The sequence below is a fragment of the Citrobacter sp. Cu231 genome (assembly GCF_030332265.1).
GTDB classification, from domain to species: domain Bacteria; phylum Pseudomonadota; class Gammaproteobacteria; order Enterobacterales; family Enterobacteriaceae; genus Citrobacter; species Citrobacter meridianamericanus.
Map to the genome: position 1 here is coordinate 15,260 of NZ_JAOWIE010000041.1, position 20,775 is coordinate 36,034.

The following is a 20,775-nucleotide window of genomic DNA, read 5'->3' on the forward strand; positions in this document are numbered from 1 at the left end:
TGGAGGTAAGTTGATATAAATCAAAGGAAAAGGTGTCATTATTCAGGCCTAAAATTTGTCATTACCCTAAGTGAGTACATAACTTAGGTAAAAAATATGTGGTTTTTCACGCCTCTGCCGTCCCCTACTCCCCCTCGTCCATGAACACTCCCCCTGACGGCAATTAAGAGGTAGCCCGTTTGAGGTATGGGTATACTCCAGTGTATCGTCGAGAATAACGCCACTGCCTGCAGCATCGTCATTCAATAAGGTTTTCTGTTCTGCGAAATCCGAAGGAACAAGTCACCATGTTTAAACGTTGTCTCTCTCCGCTGACGCTGGTCAACCAGGTGGCGCTGATTGTTTTGTTGTCCACTGCCATCGGCGTGGCAGGTATGGCTGTCTCCGGCTGGCTGGTTCAGGGCGTTCAGGGTAGCGCGCATGCAATCAACAAAGCAGGCTCGCTACGTATGCAAAGCTATCGCCTGCTGGCAGCTATCCCGTTGGATGCTAATGATCAACCGCTACTGGATGAAATGGAGAAAACGGCGTTTAGTCCGGAATTGACGCGTGCTGCTGAGCGCGACGGACAGCAAACGCAGTTAAAAGCATTACAGGATTACTGGCATACCGAACTGGCACCGGGACTTTTACATGCGCAGACACCTGATGCGGTCGCGCAGGATGTTACGCGCTTTGTGGTTGGACTGGATAAACTGGTTACCGCCTTTGATCATACTACCGAATTACGTATTGAACGCGTCGTCCTGCTGCATCGCCTGATGGCCATATTTATGGCATTGCTGCTGGTCTTCACTATTATCTGGCTGCGGGTGCGTCTGTTACAGCCCTGGAAACAGCTGCTGATAATGGCGCGAGCGGTCAGCCAGCGTGATTTTACCCAACGCGCGCATATTAGCGGGCGTAATGAGATGGCGGCTCTGGGTTCGGCACTGAATAACATGTCGGAAGAACTGGCTGAGAGTTATGCCGTGCTGGAACAACGCGTACAGGAGAAAACGGCGGGGCTGGAGCATAAAAATCAAATCCTCTCTTTCCTGTGGCAAGCCAACCGCCGTCTGCACTCACAGGTGCCGTTATGCGAACGCCTCTCCCCGGTATTGAACGGCCTGCAAAATTTAACCCTGCTGCATGATATAGAACTGCGGGTCTATGACCTGGAGGATGAAGATAACCACCAGGAATTTACCTGTCAGTCCGATGCCAGTTGTGATGAGAAAGGCTGTCATTTGTGTCCACGTGGGACGCTACCTGCCATTGACGGCGGTATCACACTGAAATGGCGTCTGACCGATACACATACACAATATGGTATTCTGCTCGCCACGTTGCCGTACGGACGCCATCTCAGCCACGATCAACAGCAGCTGGTCGATACGCTGGTTGAGCAACTGACCGCAACGCTTGCACTCGACAGGCATCAGGAGCGTCAGCAGCAGTTGATCGTGATGGAAGAGCGTGCCACCATTGCGCGCGAACTTCATGATTCTATTGCACAATCGCTCTCCTGTATGAAGATGCAGGTTAGCTGTTTGCAGATGCAGGGCGATGCGCTTTCAGATAACTGCCGCGAGCTGCTCAGCCAAATTCGTAATGAGCTGAATGCTTCGTGGGCGCAACTGCGTGAGCTGTTGACGACCTTCCGTTTACAGCTGACGGAACCTGGATTGCGACCCGCGCTGGAAGCCAGCTGTCAGGAATACAGCGCCCGTTTTGGATTTACGGTTAAGCTGGATTATCAGTTGCCGCCGCGTCTGGTCCCTTCACATCAGGCGATTCACCTGCTACAAATTGCCCGCGAAGCCCTGAGCAACGCTCTTAAACACTCGCAAGCCAATGAAGTGGTCGTGACGGTGGTGCAAAATGGCAAGCAGGTCAAACTGACAGTACAAGATAACGGCTGTGGCGTACCAGAAAACGCCGAACGCAGTAACCACTACGGTATGATAATCATGCGTGACCGCGCGCAGAGCTTGCGCGGCGATTGCCGTGTACGCCGTCGCGAGACAGGCGGTACTGAAGTTGCTGTCACTTTTATTCCCGAAACAAACTTCACAGAAGTCCAAGGAGATACCCATGAGTAATCAGGAACCGGCAACCATCCTGTTGATCGACGATCATCCGATGCTGCGAACCGGTGTAAAACAGCTTGTCAGCATGGCGCCCGATATCACCGTGGTCGGTGAAGCCAGCAATGGCGAGCAGGGTATTGAGTTGGCAGAATCCCTTGATCCCGATCTGATCCTTCTCGATCTCAACATGCCCGGCATGAACGGTCTGGAAACACTCGACAAGCTGCGTGAGAAATCGCTGTCGGGCCGTATCGTGGTGTTTAGCGTATCCAATCATGAAGAAGACGTGGTTACCGCACTGAAGCGTGGCGCCGACGGCTATCTGTTGAAAGATATGGAGCCGGAAGATTTGCTGAAAGCATTGCAGCAGGCAGCCGCTGGTGAAATGGTGCTAAGCGAAGCACTAACCCCGGTTCTGGCCGCCAGCCTGCGCGCCAATCGTGCAACGTCGGATCGTGATGTCACCCAACTGACACCGCGCGAACGCGATATTCTTAAGCTGATCGCCCAGGGCCTGCCGAACAAAATGATCGCCCGCCGTCTGGACATCACCGAAAGTACGGTAAAAGTTCATGTGAAACATATGCTGAAGAAAATGAAGCTCAAATCACGCGTTGAAGCGGCGGTATGGGTGCATCAGGAACGCATTTTCTGATAATGCATTAACGAGGATCATTTTCCGAAACGTTAATAAACGGTTCGGTCAGTGAGAGCGTGATCTCATTGGAAGAGACACGCTGGCCCAGCTCATCTTCTACCACCACAGACAACCGCCAGCGGTTCATCGCCCCTTCTCTGCTGTCCCATTTTGGCATAATAATTGTCCAGCCCTGCGCGCTTCTGCTATTACTGCCAGCCGTTAAGCTCAACGCCTGGGTATCGCCCTGCCACGTCAGGTGGCGAATCCCATACTGACTACGTACTTGCAATTTCAGCGCCACCGTCTCTCCCCCTTTGAGATCCCACGGTGGCGTGGCCAAAAATACCGACAGGGTTTTACGCTGGCGATATTCCAGCGTCGGCAGATTGTTACGCTGCGGATCGTCATAACGACTGCCACGCAGCGAATGGCTGTTTGCCACCTCGCTGACCATCAGTTGTTTTTTTAGCGGCACGCCAAATCGGTAATTGAGCGTGAAGCCGAGGTTATTCTGGCTGATGCCGCTTTCACCCTGCTTGTGCTGCGCTGTCACTGTGATCAGCGGCACCGGCGTATAGCTCAGCCCGAGATTCATCGCCACCGGGTTGTGGTACCCGGTGCCCGAATGAAAAAGATCTACCTGGTCGCCAAAATACTGCTCCACACTGATGCTGGTATTAAGGTGTTGGTAAAATGGCATGCGCATTTGCGCGGTCAGATCATAGCCGCGGGCCATCCGTTGTTGCTGGGTCACAGAGCGCTCCTGCCAGGAGGAAAACGGCTGATAATAGTTAGCAGATAAGCGCAAATTTTTGCCCCATACCTCTGCACCGAGACCTCCCCGGGGCAGATTTTCATCCAGCAGGTTGTCATAAAAGGTGTTGTAACCCAGTAACCAACCGTCACGTACCCAGCGCTGCCCAATCCCCGCATTACTGACCAGTCCTTCATCCTGCTGCGTCAGTCCCAGCTGGCTCCAGGTGAGATAACGTTGATTGTCTTGCCACGGGATAAACCAGCTCCCCCGACTCCCGTTAAAACTGCCTTCGTTATCAACCTGCAACCCAACGCTGGCATTTCCCCACACAGAGAGCCAGGATTCCAGTTGCTGATTCACCTGCTCGCTAACCGTATCACGCACCTGACCAAACGCGAACTGCTTCGCCTGTTCACCCGTATCAAGCCCGTTATCGGTCATGCTGGCTTCACCGAACGCTTTGACCATTTCGGCAAAGTGCTTTTCGCCCGCCCGCGACTCCGGTGCCATGCCGAGATCGGGCAAGCCATCACTATTGTTATCGAAAGGGTTTTCCGCCTGATGAATGAAAGACGATTGCGCACTGGCAGTACCGCCTGCCAACGGCAAGAGGGAGAATACAGCGAGAGATAAATAAATATTATGGCTCAAATCGTTAGCGGTTTCTTACATCAATTAGCCACAGCGGCATACTTACCTTAAACCATAACTTCTTCAGCATTGATTTTCAGCCCTTCCCACCTTTTTCGGCATTATCCTGGCATCGAGAAAGAGGTGTAACATACGTGTCAGTTATTAACGCTCATATGCAGCAAAAGGAGTAAAAATGCAAAAGATAGTGATCGTCGCGAACGGTGCGGCCTACGGAAGCGAATCGTTATTCAACAGCCTGCGTCTGGCTATCACTTTGCGCGAACAAGAAGGCTCTCTCGACCTGCGTCTGTTTTTAATGTCAGACGCGGTAACTGCGGGATTGCGTGGCCAGAAACCCGCTGAAGGATACAATATTCAGCAAATGCTGGAGATTCTGACGGCGCAAAATGTTCCGGTGAAACTGTGCAAAACCTGCACCGATGGCCGTGGGATCACGGCGCTACCGTTAATTGACGGAGTGGCCGTCGGTACGCTGGTTGAACTGGCGCAATGGACGCTGGATGCAGATAAGGTATTGACCTTCTGATACAACGTTTTCAGGCAAGCGCACTGAAAGTGTCGATAATTTCCGGATTTAATTGTAGATGGGCGCGGTTTCGTTGAACGTTAGCACGCCCTTTCAACCCTTTTGAGGGATTTTGTCACTTTTGTTTAATCGTTATGCCATTTTTTGATCAAAATCAGCATCCTGTTGCTCCCCCTTTGGTGTTATGCAATGAGTGAAATGTGAACAACATCACGCAGCACTTTCGACAGAAAGTACGTTGTTTTCAAGAACGGGGTGAAAAATGGCATTAGTGAAGGCGAGTTTAAAGTTATTTGGTGGCGATACGGTGGTTGTGCGCTGTTCTGAGCGCTGTCATATCCATTTGATGAGCGAGAAAAATCACGTCAAAGACACGCAGTCCGACATTTTAAGCGTGCAGGATCGTGATAACGCATGGCTGACCGTGCCCTATACGGGCATCTGGAATGTGCTGATCGACAGCCACAGCCAGTCGCTTGAGCATTCGATAAGTTATATTGCAGCCTAAGCGTTAAATGCCCGAAAAGCGTCTGGCTTTCGGGCATTCAGTTCTTGGCGGGGTTCAGGCAAACCCTGGTCGCATAACGCCCTCCGGCAGATTCTCTCCCAACAATCGTTTGACCGTAATCACCAGATCGTTAAGACAGTCATCCTGCATCCCCAACTTAACCAGCTCTTGTTCCAGCGAGAACAAATACTGGGCGTTGGTGCCTAAAGGCCCACTCGCCGCAGCAATAAGCGGAGCGATCACCTGCGCACGCGTGTCTGACTCAAACAGCGGATGGCGCGGATCCATAATGAAGACCAGCGCGTTCACCGTCCGACCATCATCCAGCGCCAACTGGCACCAGGTGGGCAGATAGCATCCGGTTATCATTTCACGCTTCCACAGTAAAGAAAGCTCTTGTTCCAACGACGCGTGCGGTAGGCGGTAGGCTACGCCGGTGGTGCGTCCGCCCTCTTTCAAGGCCAACATGCGTCCAGGCTGACCCGCCGTTCCTCTCCCCGCCGTCAGGCGCAGGCAAAAAGCACGGTGCCAGCCGACTAACGTCCCGGTACAGGACTCATCAAACTCTAAGGCCGGATTCCACATCAACGATCCATAACCGAAGATCCACACCGGTCCATCATCGGGTCGGCAAGCAAGCGTGGCGGCCAGTGAAGCTGCCCGTTGTTCCGCTGACCAGAGTAGTGATTCTTCAATAGCACCAAACGCCGTCTTACAGTCGGCATTCAATAAAAAATCACGCGTTAACACCTTACACCTCCGCCACTGCTGCTTCCGTGCGACAACTTTTTTGACGCCTTCCAGGCTTTTTACTGCTCATTTTGAAACCAATAGCTGGACAATAGGCAATTCGCCGCTCGCTTGCAAGGCAACAAAGCGTCAACGGCACTTTATATCCTCTCGCGTTGCTAAACCCTGCACTATCATTTGTATCAGTACTATCAGCAATTCTTGTTGACGGTAAAATCTAATGCTTTGTTATTTAAATACTCTATAAACAAGATATGCAATTTTGTTCGCTTTGATGCAAAAAATGTTCCATGCCGTAAAATTACGTAAAATCAGATCGGAATTACCGAAAGATCTGTTATTTTTTACATTCTTTAATACTTTTATAATTATAAATACCTGCAGAGATGGAGAATTAGTTCAATGACACAAGTACATGAGGCGGTAAAAACCCGCCACAAGGAGACCTCTCTCGTCTTCCCGATTTTGGCGCTGGTAGTCCTGTTCTTCTGGGGGAGCAGTCAGTCACTACCAGTGGTCATCGGTATTAATGCGCTGGCCCTTATTGGTATATTAAGCAGCGCATTCAGCGTTGTCCGTCATGCGGATGTATTAGCGCATCGACTTGGCGAACCCTACGGGTCACTGATCCTCAGCCTGTCCGTTGTTATTCTTGAAGTCAGTTTGATCTCGGCATTAATGGCGACCGGTGATGCTGCGCCTACCCTCATGCGCGATACGCTGTATTCAATCATTATGATCGTCACCGGCGGTCTGGTCGGTTTTTCATTACTGTTGGGTGGACGTAAATTTGCTACACAGTATATGAACCTGTTTGGTATTAAACAGTATTTAATCGCCCTGTTCCCACTGGCCATTATTGTACTGGTGTTCCCAATGGCTTTACCGGGCGCGAATTTCACGACGGCGCAGGCGCTGTTGGTCGCATTAATTTCTGCGGCAATGTACGGTGTATTTTTGCTGATTCAAACCAAAACCCACCAAAGCCTGTTTATTTACGAGCATGAAGACGAAGGCGACGATGACGACCCGCATCACGGTAAGCCGTCAGCACACAGCAATATGTGGCACGCCGCCTGGCTTATCATTCATCTGATCGCCGTTATCGCCGTAACCAAGATGAACGCCAGCCCACTGGAGACATTGCTGACAGAACTGAATGCACCAGTAGCCTTTACCGGTTTCCTGGTCGCGTTACTCATCCTCTCTCCTGAAGGACTGGGCGCGCTAAAAGCGGTGCTGAGCAATCAGGTACAGCGGGCGATGAATTTGTTCTTCGGTTCGGTATTAGCCACTATTTCACTGACCGTACCGGTGGTGACGCTGATCGCATGGGCAACCGGAAATGATTTAGTGTTTGCGCTGGGCGCGCCAGAGATGATTGTGATGGTTTCATCACTGGTACTGTGCCATATCTCTTTCTCCACTGGACGCACCAATGTGCTTAACGGTGCGGCTCATCTGGCGCTGTTTATCGCCTATCTGATGACAATATTTGCCTGATGAAAAAAGCCGGACCCGACTCAACTTGTCGGGTCCGGCTTTTTATTTCCTTTCGTAGGCCTGATAAGCACAAGCTCTGTCAGGTATACAAAATGACTTAGTTCTCAGTATCCAGCTCGTCGAAGCTTTTCACCAGGTCATCAATGGCTTTAATCTGCGTCAGGAACTGTTCCAGTTTCGCCAGCGGCAGCGCGGATGGGCCATCGCATTTCGCATTGGCTGGATCCGGATGCGCTTCAATGAACAGGCCTGCCAGACCGACTGCCATACCTGCACGCGCCAGTTCGGTAACCTGCGCACGACGCCCACCGCTTGCTGCACCAAACGGATCGCGACACTGCAGCGCATGGGTCACGTCGAAAATCACCGGCGAGTTGCCGGAGACCTTTTTCATCACGCTAAAGCCCAGCATATCCACAACCAGGTTGTCATAACCAAAGTTCGCGCCACGGTCGCAGAGAATAACCTTATCGTTACCGCCTTCATGGAATTTATCCACGATATTACCCATCTGACCAGGGCTTACGAACTGCGGTTTCTTCACGTTAATAACGGCACCGGTTTTCGCCATCGCTTCCACCAGATCGGTCTGGCGAGCGAGGAATGCCGGCAACTGAATCACATCCACCACGTCAGCAACAGGTTGCGCCTGGCTGGCTTCGTGGACGTCGGTGATCACTTTTACGCCAAAAGTTTGCTTCAGTTCCTGGAAGATTTTCATCCCTTCTTCAAGGCCCGGTCCACGGTAAGAGTGGATGGAAGAACGGTTGGCTTTATCAAAGGAGGCTTTGAACACGTAAGGGATACCCAGCTTTTGAGTAACGGTTACGTAGTGCTCACAAATGCGCATCGCCAGATCGCGGGATTCCAGCACGTTCATTCCGCCAAACAGCACGAACGGCAGGTCATTTGCCACGTTGATGTCGCCAATGCTAACCACTTTTTGTTTCATAGGATCGCCTTAAACGGTAGGTAAAGTGTCATTAATCAATGCAATACAATTTGTTTGTGCGAAATAGTATTAATCTGCGCACGAATCATTTCGCTGATCGGGTCTTCCGGACACTGTTCAACGAAATAGCTTAAATCGGTCAGCGCAACATGCTCACACTCCAGCTGCGCGTAGATTAATCCACGGTCGCGTATTTCATACGGGTCTTCAGGATTAAACTGTAATAATGCTTCGCTGGCACGCAGGGCCAGTTCCATTTGCCGCTCTTCCATCAGCGATGATTTCAGCGTGTCCAGCAGTTTGCGGATCACTTCCGCGTTATCCGCTTCATCCAGGTCCTCGTTAAATAACTCCGCAACCGGGCTGATATTCCCTTTCAACCAGACTTCCAGCGTGTGCTCATTTAACGTTTCGCCATTGAACGGATTGATTAGCCACATTTCGCCATCGAGCGATTCAATACGCAGGATGAGTTGTGTCGGGAAAATCACCGGCACCAACGGCAGTTCCAGTCGGTTGGCAATCCATAATAAGATCGCGCCCAGCGACACGGCGCTGCCCTGACGATTTTTCAGAACCTGGTCAAGCCATAGTGCATCAGAAAGACGATAGACGCCGTGGGTGTCCGTAAACCCCCATTCGCCATAAAAAAGTGCCAGCAGTTTTTCCAGTTGCTCATCCTGAGACAGGAGCTGGCTAATTTCTTCTTGCGCCAGACTAACCAGACGTTCCAGTTCGTCATAAACAGTTTGTGTTGGAAAATCCAGACGGATAGTCTCCGACGCCAGGATCATCCCATCACACAATGGCGCTTTATTAAATTCGAAATCAGCTAACGACCTCATGCTTACCCCAGTAACGGTATTTTTGTGGTGGCGAGTTTAATGATGATGTACAGCACCACCAGCGCCAGCGGAAATGCGACTAATCGCGCCTGCTGACTGCGCGCCCGACGATAATCGAGCGCAATAAAACCCAAAACGATGTAAATGATAACCCCAAACAGCTTTTCAGTCAGCCATGTCCCGTGCTCAGTGAATGGCAGGATGTGCGCTTTAAGCATTAACGCCACGCCGCTGAGTAATAAAACGGTATCCACAACTGGCGGCACAATGCGCGTCCAGCGTGCGCAGGCAAGACGTGAGTCGGTGTAACGCCACCAAAAACGCAGCGTCAACAGACCAACAGAAAGCGCAATGCTGATGAGATGGACGTTGAGTAACACTCTGAAGGAACTCATGATGGAAGGCGTCCAAGCGTAATTCGCTCGTTGCCGCCATAGTCACGGCAGGTTTCAACTGTCTGGTAACCGGCATGAGTATAGGCGTCGCGGACGGCCTGTCCCTGCTGCCAGCCGTGCTCCAGCAGCAGATAACCGCCGGGCGTTAGCATTTGTCGAGACTGGTCAATGATATGCACGATATCCGCCATTCCCTGCTCGCCCGCCACCAGTGCCGATAGCGGCTCAAAACGTACATCGCCCTGCTCGAGGTGCGGGTCTTGTTCGTCGATATACGGCGGATTGCTGACAATCATGTCAAACTGCTGCCCCTGCAAAGCACTGAACCAGTCGCTTTGCAGCACGCAAACATTGTCGATAGCCAGATGCTGTTTGTTGCGGGTTGCCAGTGCTACAGCATCGGGCATGCGGTCAACCGCGGTCACCGCGCAATCCGGACGCTCGGTTGCCAGCGCCAGCGCAATGGCGCCCGTACCGGTTCCCAAATCGAGAATACGACACGCAGAGGCAGGCAGACGAGCCAGCGCCTGCTCAACCAGACACTCGGTATCCGGACGTGGAATAAGCGTAGCCGGAGACACAAACAGCGGCAGCGACCAGAACTCGCGCACGCCGGTCAGATGTGCCACAGGCTCCCCCCGCTGACGGCGTTCCAGTAATGTATCGAGCCGCTGACGCTGCGCCTCGGTTAACACCGTTTCGCCAAACGCCAGAATAAAGGTGCGCCCCTTACCGGTCACAAACTCGAGTAAAATCTCGGCGTCACGGCGCGGGCTTTCGCTTGCCTGTAATTGGCTTATCGCTTCACGCAGCCAGTGCTGATAATCCATTAATCCTGCTCGGACAATGCCGCCAGTTGGTCAGCCTGATATTCCTGGACAATCGGCTCAATGAGCATATCCAGTTTACCTTCCATCGCTTCATCCAGACGGTAGAGCGTGAGATTAATGCGGTGATCGGTCACGCGCCCCTGCGGGAAGTTATAGGTACGATTGCGATCGCTGCGATCGCCGCTGCCTAACAGGTTACGACGTTCAGAGGCTTCCGCCTGCTGGCGTCTCGCCACTTCCGCAGCACGAATTCGCGCCCCCAGTACCGACATCGCTTTCGCTTTGTTTTTATGCTGTGAACGTTCGTCCTGGCACTCAACCACAATACCGGTCGGCAAGTGAGTAATACGGATAGCGGAGTCGGTGGTGTTAACGTGCTGACCCCCTGCGCCGGATGAGCGGAAGGTATCAATACGCAGATCGGCCGGGTTGATGTCCGGCAGTTCTGCATCCGGTAGTTCCGGCATGACCGCAACCGTACAGGCAGAGGTGTGAATACGGCCCTGTGATTCCGTCGCCGGAACACGCTGCACGCGATGACCGCCTGACTCAAATTTCAGTCGGCCGTAAACGCCTTCGCCGCTAATCTTGGCAATGACTTCTTTATAGCCGCCGTGCTCGCCTTCACTGGCGCTCATGATCTCTACCCGCCAGCGACGCGCTTCAGCATAGCGGCTGTACATGCGGAACAGATCCCCCGCAAACAGCGCCGCTTCATCACCACCGGTTCCCGCACGCACTTCGAGGAAGGCGTTACGTTCATCATCGGGATCTTTAGGTAACAGCAGTACCTGCAGATGCTGTTCCAACTGTTCGCATTTCTCTTTTGCTTCGCGCAGTTCATCCTGCGCCATTTCACGCATTTCAGGATCGTCGAGCATCATCTGAGCGGTCTCGATATCTTCCTGAACCTGTTGCCAGTCCGTAAAACAGCGGGATACATCGCTTAATTGGGCATATTCGCGCGACAGTGCACGAAAGCGTTCCTGGTCTGCGATAGTACCCGCATCACCGAGCAGCGCCTGAACTTCTTCATGGCGTTCATGCAGGGCTTCCAGTTTGGCAACGATAGAAGGCTTCATAGGCGTAAATGCACCCTGTAAAAAATAAGATTGGTGTGCTGCTACTCCAGCCCGAGGCTGTCGCGCAGAATATTCAGGCGTTCACTATCCCCGTCACGGGCGGCCTGTTGAAGTGATTTGGTTGGTGCATGAATCAGGCGGTTGGTCAGTTTCCAGGCCAAATCCTGCATAATGGCTTGCGCATCACCACCCTGTTGAAGAGCGGCCAACGCTTTGGCGGTCAGTTCATCACGGATCTGTTCTGACTGACTGCGGTACTCGCGGATTGTGTCACTTGCGCCCTGAGCGCGTAGCCAGGCCATAAACTCGCTGGTTTCCTGCGCCACAATCGTTTCGGCTTCCACGGCTGCCGCTTTGCGCTGCGCCAGGTTATGCGAAATGATGCTTTGCAGGTCATCAACGCTGTACAAATAGGCGTTGGACAACTTACCCACTTCCGGCTCGACATCGCGCGGTACGGCGATATCCACCAGCAGCATAGGTTGGTTACGACGATTTTTAAGCGCGCGCTCCACCATTCCTTTGCCGATAATCGGCAGCGGGCTGGCGGTGGAGCTGATAATAATATCGGCATCCTGTAAACGCGCGTCGATATCACTCAGCGAAATCACCTCTGCGCCGACTTCATCAGCCAGCACCTGCGCACGCTCGCGCGTACGGTTAGCGATGATCATCTTCTTCACTTTGTGCTCGCGCAGGTGTCGCGCCACCAGTTCGATGGTTTCGCCAGCGCCGACGAGCAACACGGTTACCGTAGAGAGCGATTCAAAGATCTGCCGCGCCAGTGTACAGGCGGCAAACGCGACGGACACGGCGCTGGCGCCGATGTCCGTTTCTGTGCGTACACGTTTAGCGACAGAGAATGATTTCTGGAACATGCGCTCCAGTGCGCTGGCGTTCAGATGGCCTTTTTGCGAGTCCGCAAAGGCTTTTTTCACCTGCCCCAAAATCTGCGGCTCACCGAGCACCAGCGAATCCAGGCCGCTGGCGACACGCATCAGATGACTGACGGCGTCGTTGTCCTGGTGCCAGTACAGGCTATTGCGCAGGTCTTCTTCATTGAGATTATGGTATTCGCACAGCCAGCGAACCAGCGCTTCTTGCAGGTTATCCTGCTCTTCAACGCTGAGATACAGCTCCGTGCGGTTACACGTCGACAATACCACCCCGCCCTGCACCATTGGCTGCGCAAGCAGGCTGTCCAGCGCCTGATCGAGCGTATCCGGCGAAAACGTTACGCGTTCTCGCAGCGATACAGGTGCCGTTTTATGGTTAATACCAAGCGCTAAAAGGGTCATGTCTGCGGGAATAGTACCAGCGTTGATAAGGTTAGACTGGGTGCATCATACAGGATGCGTGCGGTCAATAAAAGAGACTGACCCCTTTTGGAGTAATAGCTTAGTGCACAAATTTAAGCGAATTAAGATAACTTGAACGTAGACGATGTCTGATGGTGGCGCTAGCATTAAGCGTTATAACTGCAACGTATCTCAAGGATTTGTCATCATTATGACCCTGCCTGATTTTCGCCTGATTCGCCTGCTGCCGCTGGCGGCCCTGGTTCTTACTGCCTGTACGCTCAACGCGCCGAAAGGTCCTGGCAAAAGCCCCGACTCTCCACAGTGGCGACAGCACCAGCAGGAAGTACGCGCCCTGAACCAATATCAGACGCGCGGTGCGTTTGCCTATATTTCCGATCAACAGAAGGTGTATGCCCGCTTTTTCTGGCAGCAAACCGGACAGGATCGCTATCGTCTCTTGCTGACCAACCCGCTGGGCAGCACTGAACTGGAACTCAATGCGCAGCCGGGCAACGTCGAGCTTGTCGATAACAAAGGTAAGCACTACACCGCCGACGACGCCGAAGAGATGATTGGAAAACTGACCGGCATGCCTATTCCATTGAACAGCTTACGCCAGTGGATCCTGGGACTGCCGGGAGACGCCACCGATTATAAACTCGACGACCAATATCGTCTGAGTGAAGTGAACTACAGCAAAGACGGTAAAAACTGGAAAGTGGTCTATAGCGCCTACGACAGCAAAATCCAGCCAGCGATGCCGGCGAACATGGAACTGTCCGATGGCTCCCAGCGTATTAAGCTGAAAATGGACAACTGGATTGTGAAATGATGACCCGTTGGCCCTCTCCGGCAAAACTGAATTTGTTTTTATACATCACCGGGCAGCGTGCGGACGGTTACCATACGCTGCAGACGTTGTTCCAGTTTCTGGATTACGGCGACACGATAGATATTGCGCTGCGTAGCGACGATGAAATTCACCTGTTAACTCCGGTGGAAGGCGTTGCGCATGAAGACAACCTGATCGTCCGTGCGGCGCGTTTGCTAATGACGACGGCATCTGAAAGCAATCGCCTTCCCAAAGGAATCGGCGCGGACATCAGTATCGAAAAGCGCCTGCCGATGGGCGGTGGCCTCGGCGGTGGTTCATCAAATGCGGCGACCGTTCTGGTGGCGCTGAATCATCTCTGGCAGTGCGGACTTTCCGTGGATGAGCTAGCGGCGATCGGCCTGACGCTGGGGGCGGATGTTCCTGTGTTCGTACGCGGTCATGCGGCTTTTGCCGAAGGTGTGGGAGAAATTCTGACGCCGGTCGAGCCGAAGGAAAAGTGGTATCTGGTTGCTCATCCGGGAGTCAGCATTCCAACGCCGGTGATTTTTAAAGATCCCGACCTCCCGCGTAATACGCCAAAAAGGTCAATAGAAACGTTACTAAAATGTGAATTCGGCAATGATTGCGAGGTTATCGCAAGAAAACGTTTTCGCGAGGTTGATGCGGCGCTTTCCTGGCTGTTAGAATACGCGCCGTCGCGCCTGACTGGTACAGGGGCTTGTGTCTTTGCTGAATTTGACACTGAGTCTCGTGCTCGCCAGGTGCTTGAGCAAGCCCCGGAATGGCTCAAAGGCTTTGTGGCGAAAGGCGTCAACCTCTCCCCATTGCAAAGAGCGTTACTCTAAATCCTTCGGGTTTCAGGAAGATGGCGAAATGACGAGTCGCCAGGAGCATACAAACGTATGTCACTGGTGCGAGGAATTGATGCCAGCGCACATGAAACGTGAAGGATACCGAGTAAGCCGGGCAAGCTGAGTTGCGGTGACAACGTCACCCTGTTCCAGACGTTGCATCGCGCTCTTTAATACACCGCATGGAGAGGATTCTGCCCGGCCCGCACAGTTTTCGGCAGATTCTTTCCACCAATGGACGCATGCCTGAGGTTCTTCTCGTGCCTGATATGAAGCTTTTTGCTGGTAACGCCACCCCGGAACTAGCACAACGTATTGCCAACCGCCTGTACACTTCACTCGGCGACGCCGCTGTAGGTCGCTTTAGCGACGGCGAAGTCAGCGTACAAATCAATGAAAATGTACGCGGTGGTGATATTTTCATCATCCAGTCCACTTGTGCCCCTACTAACGACAACCTGATGGAATTGGTCGTTATGGTTGATGCGCTGCGCCGTGCTTCCGCAGGCCGTATCACCGCCGTTATTCCTTACTTCGGCTATGCACGTCAGGATCGTCGCGTACGTTCCGCTCGTGTTCCGATTACCGCTAAAGTCGTCGCTGATTTCCTGTCCAGCGTTGGCGTTGACCGCGTCCTCACCGTTGACCTGCATGCTGAACAGATCCAGGGCTTCTTCGACGTACCGGTTGATAACGTATTCGGTAGCCCGATCCTGTTAGAAGACATGCTGCAGCTGAATCTGGACAACCCGATTGTGGTTTCTCCGGATATCGGTGGCGTCGTGCGTGCCCGCGCTATCGCTAAACTGCTGAACGATACCGACATGGCTATCATCGACAAACGTCGCCCGCGTGCGAACGTTTCTCAGGTGATGCACATTATTGGTGACGTTGCAGGTCGTGACTGCGTACTGGTTGATGACATGATCGATACCGGCGGTACGCTGTGTAAAGCAGCAGAAGCACTGAAAGAACGTGGTGCAAAACGCGTATTTGCTTACGCAACCCACCCGATCTTCTCAGGTAATGCGGCAAACAACCTGCGCAACTCTGTGATTGATGAAGTCGTTGTCTGTGACACCATTCCACTGACTGACGAAATCAAAGCATTGCCAAACGTGCGTACATTGACCCTGTCGGGTATGCTGGCCGAAGCGATTCGTCGTATCAGCAACGAAGAATCCATCTCTGCTATGTTCGAGCATTAATCGAGCCCGGCTCAAAAACCCGCTGCGGCGGGTTTTTTTATCTGTAATATTTATTTGTATGACTTTTGCCTCCTTCACCTGCCATTCAGTTGACAGATGATGCGCCCATGGATGAAACATTATTGTGAACAGATTATTTTCCTCACATGTGATGCCTTTCCGCGCCCTCATCGACGCTTGTTGGAAAGAAAAATATACTGCTTCCCGCTTTACCCGCGACCTGATCGCCGGGATAACGGTTGGGATCATTGCCATTCCACTGGCGATGGCGCTGGCAATAGGCAGTGGCGTTGCTCCGCAGTACGGCCTGTATACCTCAGCCGTCGCTGGGATCGTTATCGCCCTTACCGGGGGCTCGCGCTTTAGTGTATCTGGCCCTACCGCCGCCTTCGTGGTGATTCTGTATCCGGTATCGCAACAGTTTGGGCTGGCAGGCCTGCTGGTTGCCACGTTAATGTCCGGGATATTCCTGATCCTTTTCGGCCTCGCCCGCTTTGGCCGCCTGATCGAATATATTCCGCTGTCTGTGACATTAGGTTTTACCTCGGGTATTGGTATCACCATCGGTACCATGCAGATTAAAGATTTTCTCGGCCTGCAAATGCCCCATGTTCCAGAGCACTATTTGCAGAAGGTTGGCGCGCTGTTTATGGCCTTGCCGACCATCAACGTGGGTGATGCCGCGATTGGCGTAGTAACACTGGGGATCCTGATTTTCTGGCCACGTCTGGGTATCCGATTACCGGGACACCTTCCTGCACTGCTGGCAGGCTGCGCTGTGATGGGGATCGTGAACCTGACCGGCGGCCATGTCGCCACCATCGGATCTCAGTTCCACTATATTCTGGCTGATGGCTCGCAAGGCAATGGTATCCCACAACTGCTGCCGCAGTTGGTTTTACCGTGGAATATGCCAGAATCAAACTTTACCCTTAGCTGGAGCTCGTTACAGGCGCTGTTACCGGCAGCCTTCTCGATGGCAATGCTCGGGGCAATCGAATCTCTGCTGTGCGCTGTCGTCCTCGATGGGATGACCGGTACCAAGCATAAAGCCAACAGCGAGCTGATTGGCCAGGGTCTGGGCAATATCGTCGCCCCGTTCTTTGGCGGTATCACTGCCACGGCGGCAATTGCCCGTTCAGCGGCAAACGTCCGTGCCGGAGCGACCTCGCCAATTTCTGCGGTCATCCACGCAATTCTGGTGATCCTCGCCCTGCTGGTGCTTGCACCACTGCTTTCCTGGTTACCGCTTTCCGCCATGGCCGCGCTGTTGCTAATGGTGGCATGGAACATGAGTGAAGCGCATAAAGTGGTGGATCTGCTGCGTCATGCGCCAAAAGACGACATCATTGTCATGCTGATGTGTATGTCGCTGACGGTGTTGTTCGATATGGTTATCGCCATCAGCGTCGGTATCGTTCTCGCTTCTCTGCTGTTTATGCGCCGTATTGCCCGCATGACGCGTCTGGCACCGGTCAACGTAGACGTACCGGATGATGTGCTGGTGCTGCGCGTCATTGGCCCACTGTTCTTTGCCGCTGCGGAGGGATTATTTACCGATCTCGAGTCGCGTATTGCAGGTAAACGCATTGTGGTGCTGAAATGGGACGCCGTCCCGGTACTGGATGCCGGTGGTCTGGACGCCTTCCAGCGCTTTGTCAAAAAGCTACCTGAAGGCTGCGAACTGCGGGTATCTAACCTGGAATTCCAGCCGCTGCGTACCATGGCTCGCGCAGGTATTCAGCCGATCCCCGGGCGTCTGGCATTCTTCCCGAATAAAGACGCCGCGCTGGCGGACATCAAATGACGTCTATCCCGGCTAAGGGAAGCGCCGCAAGACCATAAATGACATGCAAAAAAATGGCTCCCGTAGTGGGAGCCATTTTTATAACAAGCTTATTGCTTACGCTTTCAGCAACTTTTCAGCCGTTACCTTAACGCTGGCCAACAGGACTTTCACATCCTCCAGACACACCGTCGGGTTCAGCAGCGTCAGCTTCAGGCAGGTGATGCCATCCGCTTCAGTCACCCCGACGTTGGCGCTACCCGAAGCCAGCAGAACGTCGCCAATACGTTGGTTCAGTAGTGCAACGAACGCCATATCGTCGCTTTCAGGACGGAAGCGGAACAACACGCTTGCCAGTTGCGGCTCCATCACCAGTTCCAGGTGCGGCTGAGTTTTGACAAACTCAGCTACATCGCGTGCCAGCGTTACGCCATTATCAATGATTTCGGCATACTGCTTTTTGCCCAGCGCTTCGAGCCCCATCCACAGCTTCAACGCATCAAAACGGCGCGTGGTCTGCAGCGACTTCGACACCAGATTCGGCACGCCAGCTTCTTCATCGAAATCAGAGTTCAGGTACGCCGCCTGATAGCGCATCAGTTCATAGTGGCGAGCATCTTTTAACAGGAACGCGCCGCAACTGATGGTCTGGAAGAACTGTTTGTGGAAATCCAGTGTCACAGAATCTGCCAGCTGAAGGCCGTTCAGGAAGTTGCGATACTTCTCAGACAGCAATAACGCCCCGCCCCAGGCTGCATCCACGTGCAACCAAATCTGATGCTCCGCCGCCAACGCCGCGATATCCGCTAACGGATCGATGGCGCCTGCATCGGTGGTCCCTGCGGTGGCAACAATCGCCATCACCTGCTCGCCGTTCGCTTTCGCCTGGGCCAGCTTATCTTTCAGGTCAGCCACATCCATGCGGGAGAACGCATCGGTCTTCACCTGGGTCACTGAGCGGTAACCCAGCCCCATCAGCGCCATGTTCTTCTGCACGGAGAAGTGAGCGCTTTCTGAGCAAAACACTTTGATTTTGCTCAGATCGCCGATCAAACCATCCTGCTGAATGGAATGACCCTGGCGTGCAAAGAAAGCATCACGCGCCAGCATCAGGCCCATCAGGTTACTCTGAGTGCCGCCGCTGGTGAACACGCCGGCATCGCCCGCCGCATAGCCCACCTGCTCGCGCAGCCATTCGATCAATTTGATCTCAATGATGGTGGCGGATGGGCTCTGGTCCCAGGAGTCCATGCTCTGGTTAGTGGCGTTGATCAGCACTTCCGCCGCCTGGCTAATCACCAGGCTCGGACAATGCAGGTGCGCCACGCACTGGGCATGGTGCACTAACAGGCTGTCTTTCAGAAAGTATTCAACCGCACGCTCAATAGCGGCCTGGTTGCCCAGGCCCTGAGACGTAAAATTCAGGTTGATGCGTTCGCGCAGCTGTTCAACGGTTTTGCCCTGATACATCTCAGGCTGCTTCAACCATTCAACCACCGCTCTCGTACTCTGCTCGATAGCATCTTGATAGGCTGCGATGCTTTGCGCCGAGCCGGACAGAATCGGGTTTAGGTCTGACATTCGATCCAACTCCGTTTAAACCGGCTTAATGCCAGCGCCCAGCAGGGCGTTTTCGAATTTATCGAGGAAAATTTCCAGCTCAGCGTTGGTGATCAGCAGTGACGGCAGCAGACGCAGCACGCAACCGTTGCGACCGCCGCGCTCCAGAATCAGGCCGTTTTCGAAGCATTTTTTCTGCAGCAGCGCGGATAGCTCGCCATCGGCCGGGTAGCAGCCCATGTGATCCTGCGCTTCGTTCGGCTTAACGATTTCAATACCAATCATCAGACCCAGACCACGTACATGGCCAATCACCGGGTAGCGTTTCTGCAGGTCAGCCAGCTTGCCTTTCAGCCACTCGCCCTGGGCAGCCACTTTATCGGCAATCTTGTCGTCTTTGAGGATTTTCAACGTTGTCAGGCCGGTCGCCATCGCCAACTGGTTGCCGCGGAAAGTACCGGTGTGGTGCCCTGGTGCCCATGCATCGAATTGTTTTTTAATACCGAGAACCGCCAGTGGCAGACCACCGCCAACCGCTTTGGACATCACGATGATATCTGGTTCGATACCGGCGTGTTCGAAGGCGAACAGTTTACCGGTACGCGCGAAACCAGCCTGTACTTCATCAATGATCAGCAGAATGCCGTGTTCCTGGGTCACTTTACGAATACGCTGTAACCACTCGACCGGAGCCGGGTTCACGCCGCCTTCGCCCTGCACGGCTTCGAGGATCACGGCAGCCGGTTTACGCACGCCGCTTTCAACGTCGTTGATCAGGTTTTCGAAGTAATAGGTTAATGCTTTAACGCCAGCCTCGCCGCCGATACCCAGCGGGCAGCGGTATTGATGCGGATACGGCATGAACTGCACTTCCGCCATCATGTTGCTGACGGCTTCTTTCGGTGACAGGTTACCGGTCACAGACAGCGCGCCGTGAGTCATCCCGTGGTAGCCGCCGGAGAAGCTGATCACGCTGGAACGACCAGTCACTTTTTTCGCCAGCTTCAGGGCCGCTTCAACGGCATCTGCACCGGACGGTCCGGTGAACTGCAGGCAATATTCTTTGCCCTGGCCCGGTAATAAAGACAGTAAATAAGATGAAAATTCATCTTTTAACGGGGTAGTAAGATCGAGCGTATGTAACGGTAAGCCGCTTGTGATGACACTTTGAATGCTCTGCAGCACTTCAGGATGATTATGACCAAGCGCCAGGGTTCCGGCACCTGCCAGGCAATCAAGATATTGATTATTTTCTACGTCGGTAATCCAGACGCCCTGCGCTTTAGCAATCGCCAATGGCAGTTTACGTGGATAGCTGCGGACATTAGATTCAAACTCAGCCTGTCTTGCTAAAAAGGTATCATTGCTCTGTGGTAATGAATTAGCACTTAAAGTATCAATACGGACTTTATCCGTCATCATATCACTCCTACAACCAGGTGTAGATTAACGCCTGATTGAATAAATGGTTATAAGGATTACCTGTAAAAAAGCGCGGCTAATATATGTTGTTTTAGCTTAGGACTCAATCATTTATTTTTAGACGTCTCAAATAATCACTTTCCCCTTAAATTTCAATATGTAAACCTCTCCAACCATTACTAAATCCTAAACAAATATAGCTATTTAATTAACAATGCCGTAGCCAATTGCAACGCATACGATGTTATAAAAACCATGAGATTTTCATGTTTTTATTATTTTTTTACACGTTTTTACC

At 52.8% G+C, this 20,775-nt stretch carries 19 protein-coding genes; 9 read left to right on the forward strand and 10 right to left on the reverse strand.

Annotated features, from left to right (window positions below):
* Positions 1–287: 287 nt before the first annotated feature.
* Positions 288–2,084 carry a nitrate/nitrite two-component system sensor histidine kinase NarX gene (narX, locus tag OGY15_RS14510; protein ID WP_151219396.1) on the forward strand — a complete coding sequence of 599 codons (1,797 nt, stop codon included), beginning with the start codon at positions 288–290 and terminating at the stop codon, positions 2,082–2,084.
* On the forward strand, positions 2,077–2,727 hold the full coding sequence (gene narL, locus OGY15_RS14515; RefSeq protein ID WP_045443652.1) for a two-component system response regulator NarL: 651 nt from the start codon (positions 2,077–2,079) through the stop codon (positions 2,725–2,727). The genes narX and narL overlap by 8 nt, the downstream gene beginning before the upstream one ends.
* A gap of 7 nt (positions 2,728–2,734) precedes the next feature.
* Here narL and OGY15_RS14520 read toward each other — a convergent pair whose 3' ends face one another.
* Positions 2,735–4,120: a YchO/YchP family invasin gene (locus tag OGY15_RS14520; protein WP_151219397.1), complete on the reverse strand. Its 1,386-nt coding sequence runs from the start codon at positions 4,118–4,120 to the stop codon at positions 2,735–2,737.
* Between the two features lie 175 nt (positions 4,121–4,295).
* On the opposite strand from OGY15_RS14520, the gene OGY15_RS14525 reads away from it, so the two are divergent.
* On the forward strand, positions 4,296–4,649 hold the full coding sequence (locus OGY15_RS14525) for a DsrE/DsrF/TusD sulfur relay family protein (protein WP_286539767.1): 354 nt from the start codon (positions 4,296–4,298) through the stop codon (positions 4,647–4,649).
* Between the two features lie 262 nt (positions 4,650–4,911).
* Positions 4,912–5,157 carry a DUF1883 domain-containing protein gene (locus OGY15_RS14530; RefSeq protein WP_003020763.1) on the forward strand — a complete coding sequence of 82 codons (246 nt, stop codon included), beginning with the start codon at positions 4,912–4,914 and terminating at the stop codon, positions 5,155–5,157.
* Positions 5,158–5,211: 54 nt separating this feature from the next.
* Here OGY15_RS14530 and OGY15_RS14535 read toward each other — a convergent pair whose 3' ends face one another.
* Entirely contained in the window at positions 5,212–5,907 is a 696-nt protein-coding gene (locus OGY15_RS14535; RefSeq protein WP_151219399.1) for a gamma-glutamylcyclotransferase, read from the reverse strand.
* A 402-nt stretch (positions 5,908–6,309) separates the two neighbouring features.
* On the opposite strand from OGY15_RS14535, the gene chaA reads away from it, so the two are divergent.
* Positions 6,310–7,410 carry a sodium-potassium/proton antiporter ChaA gene (gene chaA / locus OGY15_RS14540; protein ID WP_003020769.1) on the forward strand — a complete coding sequence of 367 codons (1,101 nt, stop codon included), beginning with the start codon at positions 6,310–6,312 and terminating at the stop codon, positions 7,408–7,410.
* Positions 7,411–7,507: 97 nt separating this feature from the next.
* Here chaA and kdsA read toward each other — a convergent pair whose 3' ends face one another.
* The 6 genes from kdsA to hemA are packed head-to-tail and all read right to left on the reverse strand — an operon-like array spanning position 7,508 to position 12,812.
* Complete coding sequence (gene kdsA, locus OGY15_RS14545) at positions 7,508–8,362, reverse strand: 3-deoxy-8-phosphooctulonate synthase (RefSeq protein ID WP_003020772.1); 855 nt, start codon at positions 8,360–8,362, stop codon at positions 7,508–7,510.
* Between the two features lie 35 nt (positions 8,363–8,397).
* Complete coding sequence (sirB1, locus tag OGY15_RS14550) at positions 8,398–9,207, reverse strand: invasion regulator SirB1 (protein ID WP_187252325.1); 810 nt, start codon at positions 9,205–9,207, stop codon at positions 8,398–8,400.
* Positions 9,208–9,209: 2 nt separating this feature from the next.
* Entirely contained in the window at positions 9,210–9,602 is a 393-nt protein-coding gene (gene sirB2, locus OGY15_RS14555; RefSeq protein WP_187259580.1) for an invasion regulator SirB2, read from the reverse strand.
* Positions 9,599–10,432: a peptide chain release factor N(5)-glutamine methyltransferase gene (gene prmC, locus OGY15_RS14560; RefSeq protein ID WP_187259579.1), complete on the reverse strand. Its 834-nt coding sequence runs from the start codon at positions 10,430–10,432 to the stop codon at positions 9,599–9,601. Before prmC ends, sirB2 begins: the two co-directional genes overlap by 4 nt.
* On the reverse strand, positions 10,432–11,514 hold the full coding sequence (gene prfA / locus OGY15_RS14565) for a peptide chain release factor 1 (protein WP_151219402.1): 1,083 nt from the start codon (positions 11,512–11,514) through the stop codon (positions 10,432–10,434). Before prfA ends, prmC begins: the two co-directional genes overlap by 1 nt.
* A 41-nt stretch (positions 11,515–11,555) precedes the next feature.
* Positions 11,556–12,812, reverse strand: a complete 1,257-nt coding sequence (hemA, locus tag OGY15_RS14570; RefSeq protein ID WP_151219403.1) for a glutamyl-tRNA reductase — start codon at positions 12,810–12,812, stop codon at positions 11,556–11,558.
* A 211-nt stretch (positions 12,813–13,023) separates the two neighbouring features.
* Here hemA and lolB point away from each other — a divergent pair, with 211 nt between their 5' ends.
* From lolB to dauA, 4 genes are all read left to right on the forward strand, one after another.
* Positions 13,024–13,647 (forward strand): lipoprotein insertase outer membrane protein LolB, encoded by a 624-nt coding sequence (gene lolB, locus OGY15_RS14575; RefSeq protein WP_151219404.1) that lies wholly within the window; start codon positions 13,024–13,026, stop codon positions 13,645–13,647.
* Positions 13,644–14,495, forward strand: coding sequence for a 4-(cytidine 5'-diphospho)-2-C-methyl-D-erythritol kinase (gene ispE, locus OGY15_RS14580; protein ID WP_151219405.1), 852 nt, complete (start codon positions 13,644–13,646; stop codon positions 14,493–14,495). The genes lolB and ispE overlap by 4 nt, the downstream gene beginning before the upstream one ends.
* A 266-nt stretch (positions 14,496–14,761) precedes the next feature.
* Positions 14,762–15,709, forward strand: coding sequence for a ribose-phosphate diphosphokinase (prs, locus tag OGY15_RS14585; RefSeq protein WP_001518537.1), 948 nt, complete (start codon positions 14,762–14,764; stop codon positions 15,707–15,709).
* 124 nt (positions 15,710–15,833) lie between these two features.
* A complete protein-coding gene (gene dauA / locus OGY15_RS14590; protein WP_286539774.1) occupies positions 15,834–17,516 on the forward strand; it encodes a C4-dicarboxylic acid transporter DauA in 1,683 nt (560 codons plus the stop codon).
* Between the two features lie 96 nt (positions 17,517–17,612).
* Here the strand turns inward: dauA and OGY15_RS14595 are convergent, their stop codons facing one another.
* Together OGY15_RS14595 and OGY15_RS14600 are read right to left on the reverse strand one after the other, a co-directional pair.
* On the reverse strand, positions 17,613–19,076 hold the full coding sequence (locus OGY15_RS14595) for a pyridoxal phosphate-dependent decarboxylase family protein (protein WP_151225537.1): 1,464 nt from the start codon (positions 19,074–19,076) through the stop codon (positions 17,613–17,615).
* Between the two features lie 15 nt (positions 19,077–19,091).
* Positions 19,092–20,477: a diaminobutyrate--2-oxoglutarate transaminase gene (locus OGY15_RS14600; protein ID WP_252837648.1), complete on the reverse strand. Its 1,386-nt coding sequence runs from the start codon at positions 20,475–20,477 to the stop codon at positions 19,092–19,094.
* Positions 20,478–20,775 lie beyond the last annotated feature (298 nt).

Coding starts and splice junctions, on each gene's coding strand:
- narX (WP_151219396.1), top strand. CDS start 288: ATGTTTAAACGTTGTCTCTCTCCGCTGACGCTGGTCAACCAGGTGGCG.
- narL (WP_045443652.1), top strand. CDS start 2,077: ATGAGTAATCAGGAACCGGCAACCATCCTGTTGATCGACGATCATCCG.
- OGY15_RS14525 (WP_286539767.1), top strand. CDS start 4,296: ATGCAAAAGATAGTGATCGTCGCGAACGGTGCGGCCTACGGAAGCGAA.
- OGY15_RS14530 (WP_003020763.1), top strand. CDS start 4,912: ATGGCATTAGTGAAGGCGAGTTTAAAGTTATTTGGTGGCGATACGGTG.
- chaA (WP_003020769.1), top strand. CDS start 6,310: ATGACACAAGTACATGAGGCGGTAAAAACCCGCCACAAGGAGACCTCT.
- kdsA (WP_003020772.1), bottom strand. CDS start 8,362: ATGAAACAAAAAGTGGTTAGCATTGGCGACATCAACGTGGCAAATGAC.
- sirB1 (WP_187252325.1), bottom strand. CDS start 9,207: ATGAGGTCGTTAGCTGATTTCGAATTTAATAAAGCGCCATTGTGTGAT.
- sirB2 (WP_187259580.1), bottom strand. CDS start 9,602: ATGAGTTCCTTCAGAGTGTTACTCAACGTCCATCTCATCAGCATTGCG.
- prmC (WP_187259579.1), bottom strand. CDS start 10,432: ATGGATTATCAGCACTGGCTGCGTGAAGCGATAAGCCAATTACAGGCA.
- prfA (WP_151219402.1), bottom strand. CDS start 11,514: ATGAAGCCTTCTATCGTTGCCAAACTGGAAGCCCTGCATGAACGCCAT.
- hemA (WP_151219403.1), bottom strand. CDS start 12,812: ATGACCCTTTTAGCGCTTGGTATTAACCATAAAACGGCACCTGTATCG.
- lolB (WP_151219404.1), top strand. CDS start 13,024: ATGACCCTGCCTGATTTTCGCCTGATTCGCCTGCTGCCGCTGGCGGCC.
- ispE (WP_151219405.1), top strand. CDS start 13,644: ATGATGACCCGTTGGCCCTCTCCGGCAAAACTGAATTTGTTTTTATAC.
- OGY15_RS14595 (WP_151225537.1), bottom strand. CDS start 19,076: ATGTCAGACCTAAACCCGATTCTGTCCGGCTCGGCGCAAAGCATCGCA.
- OGY15_RS14600 (WP_252837648.1), bottom strand. CDS start 20,477: ATGATGACGGATAAAGTCCGTATTGATACTTTAAGTGCTAATTCATTA.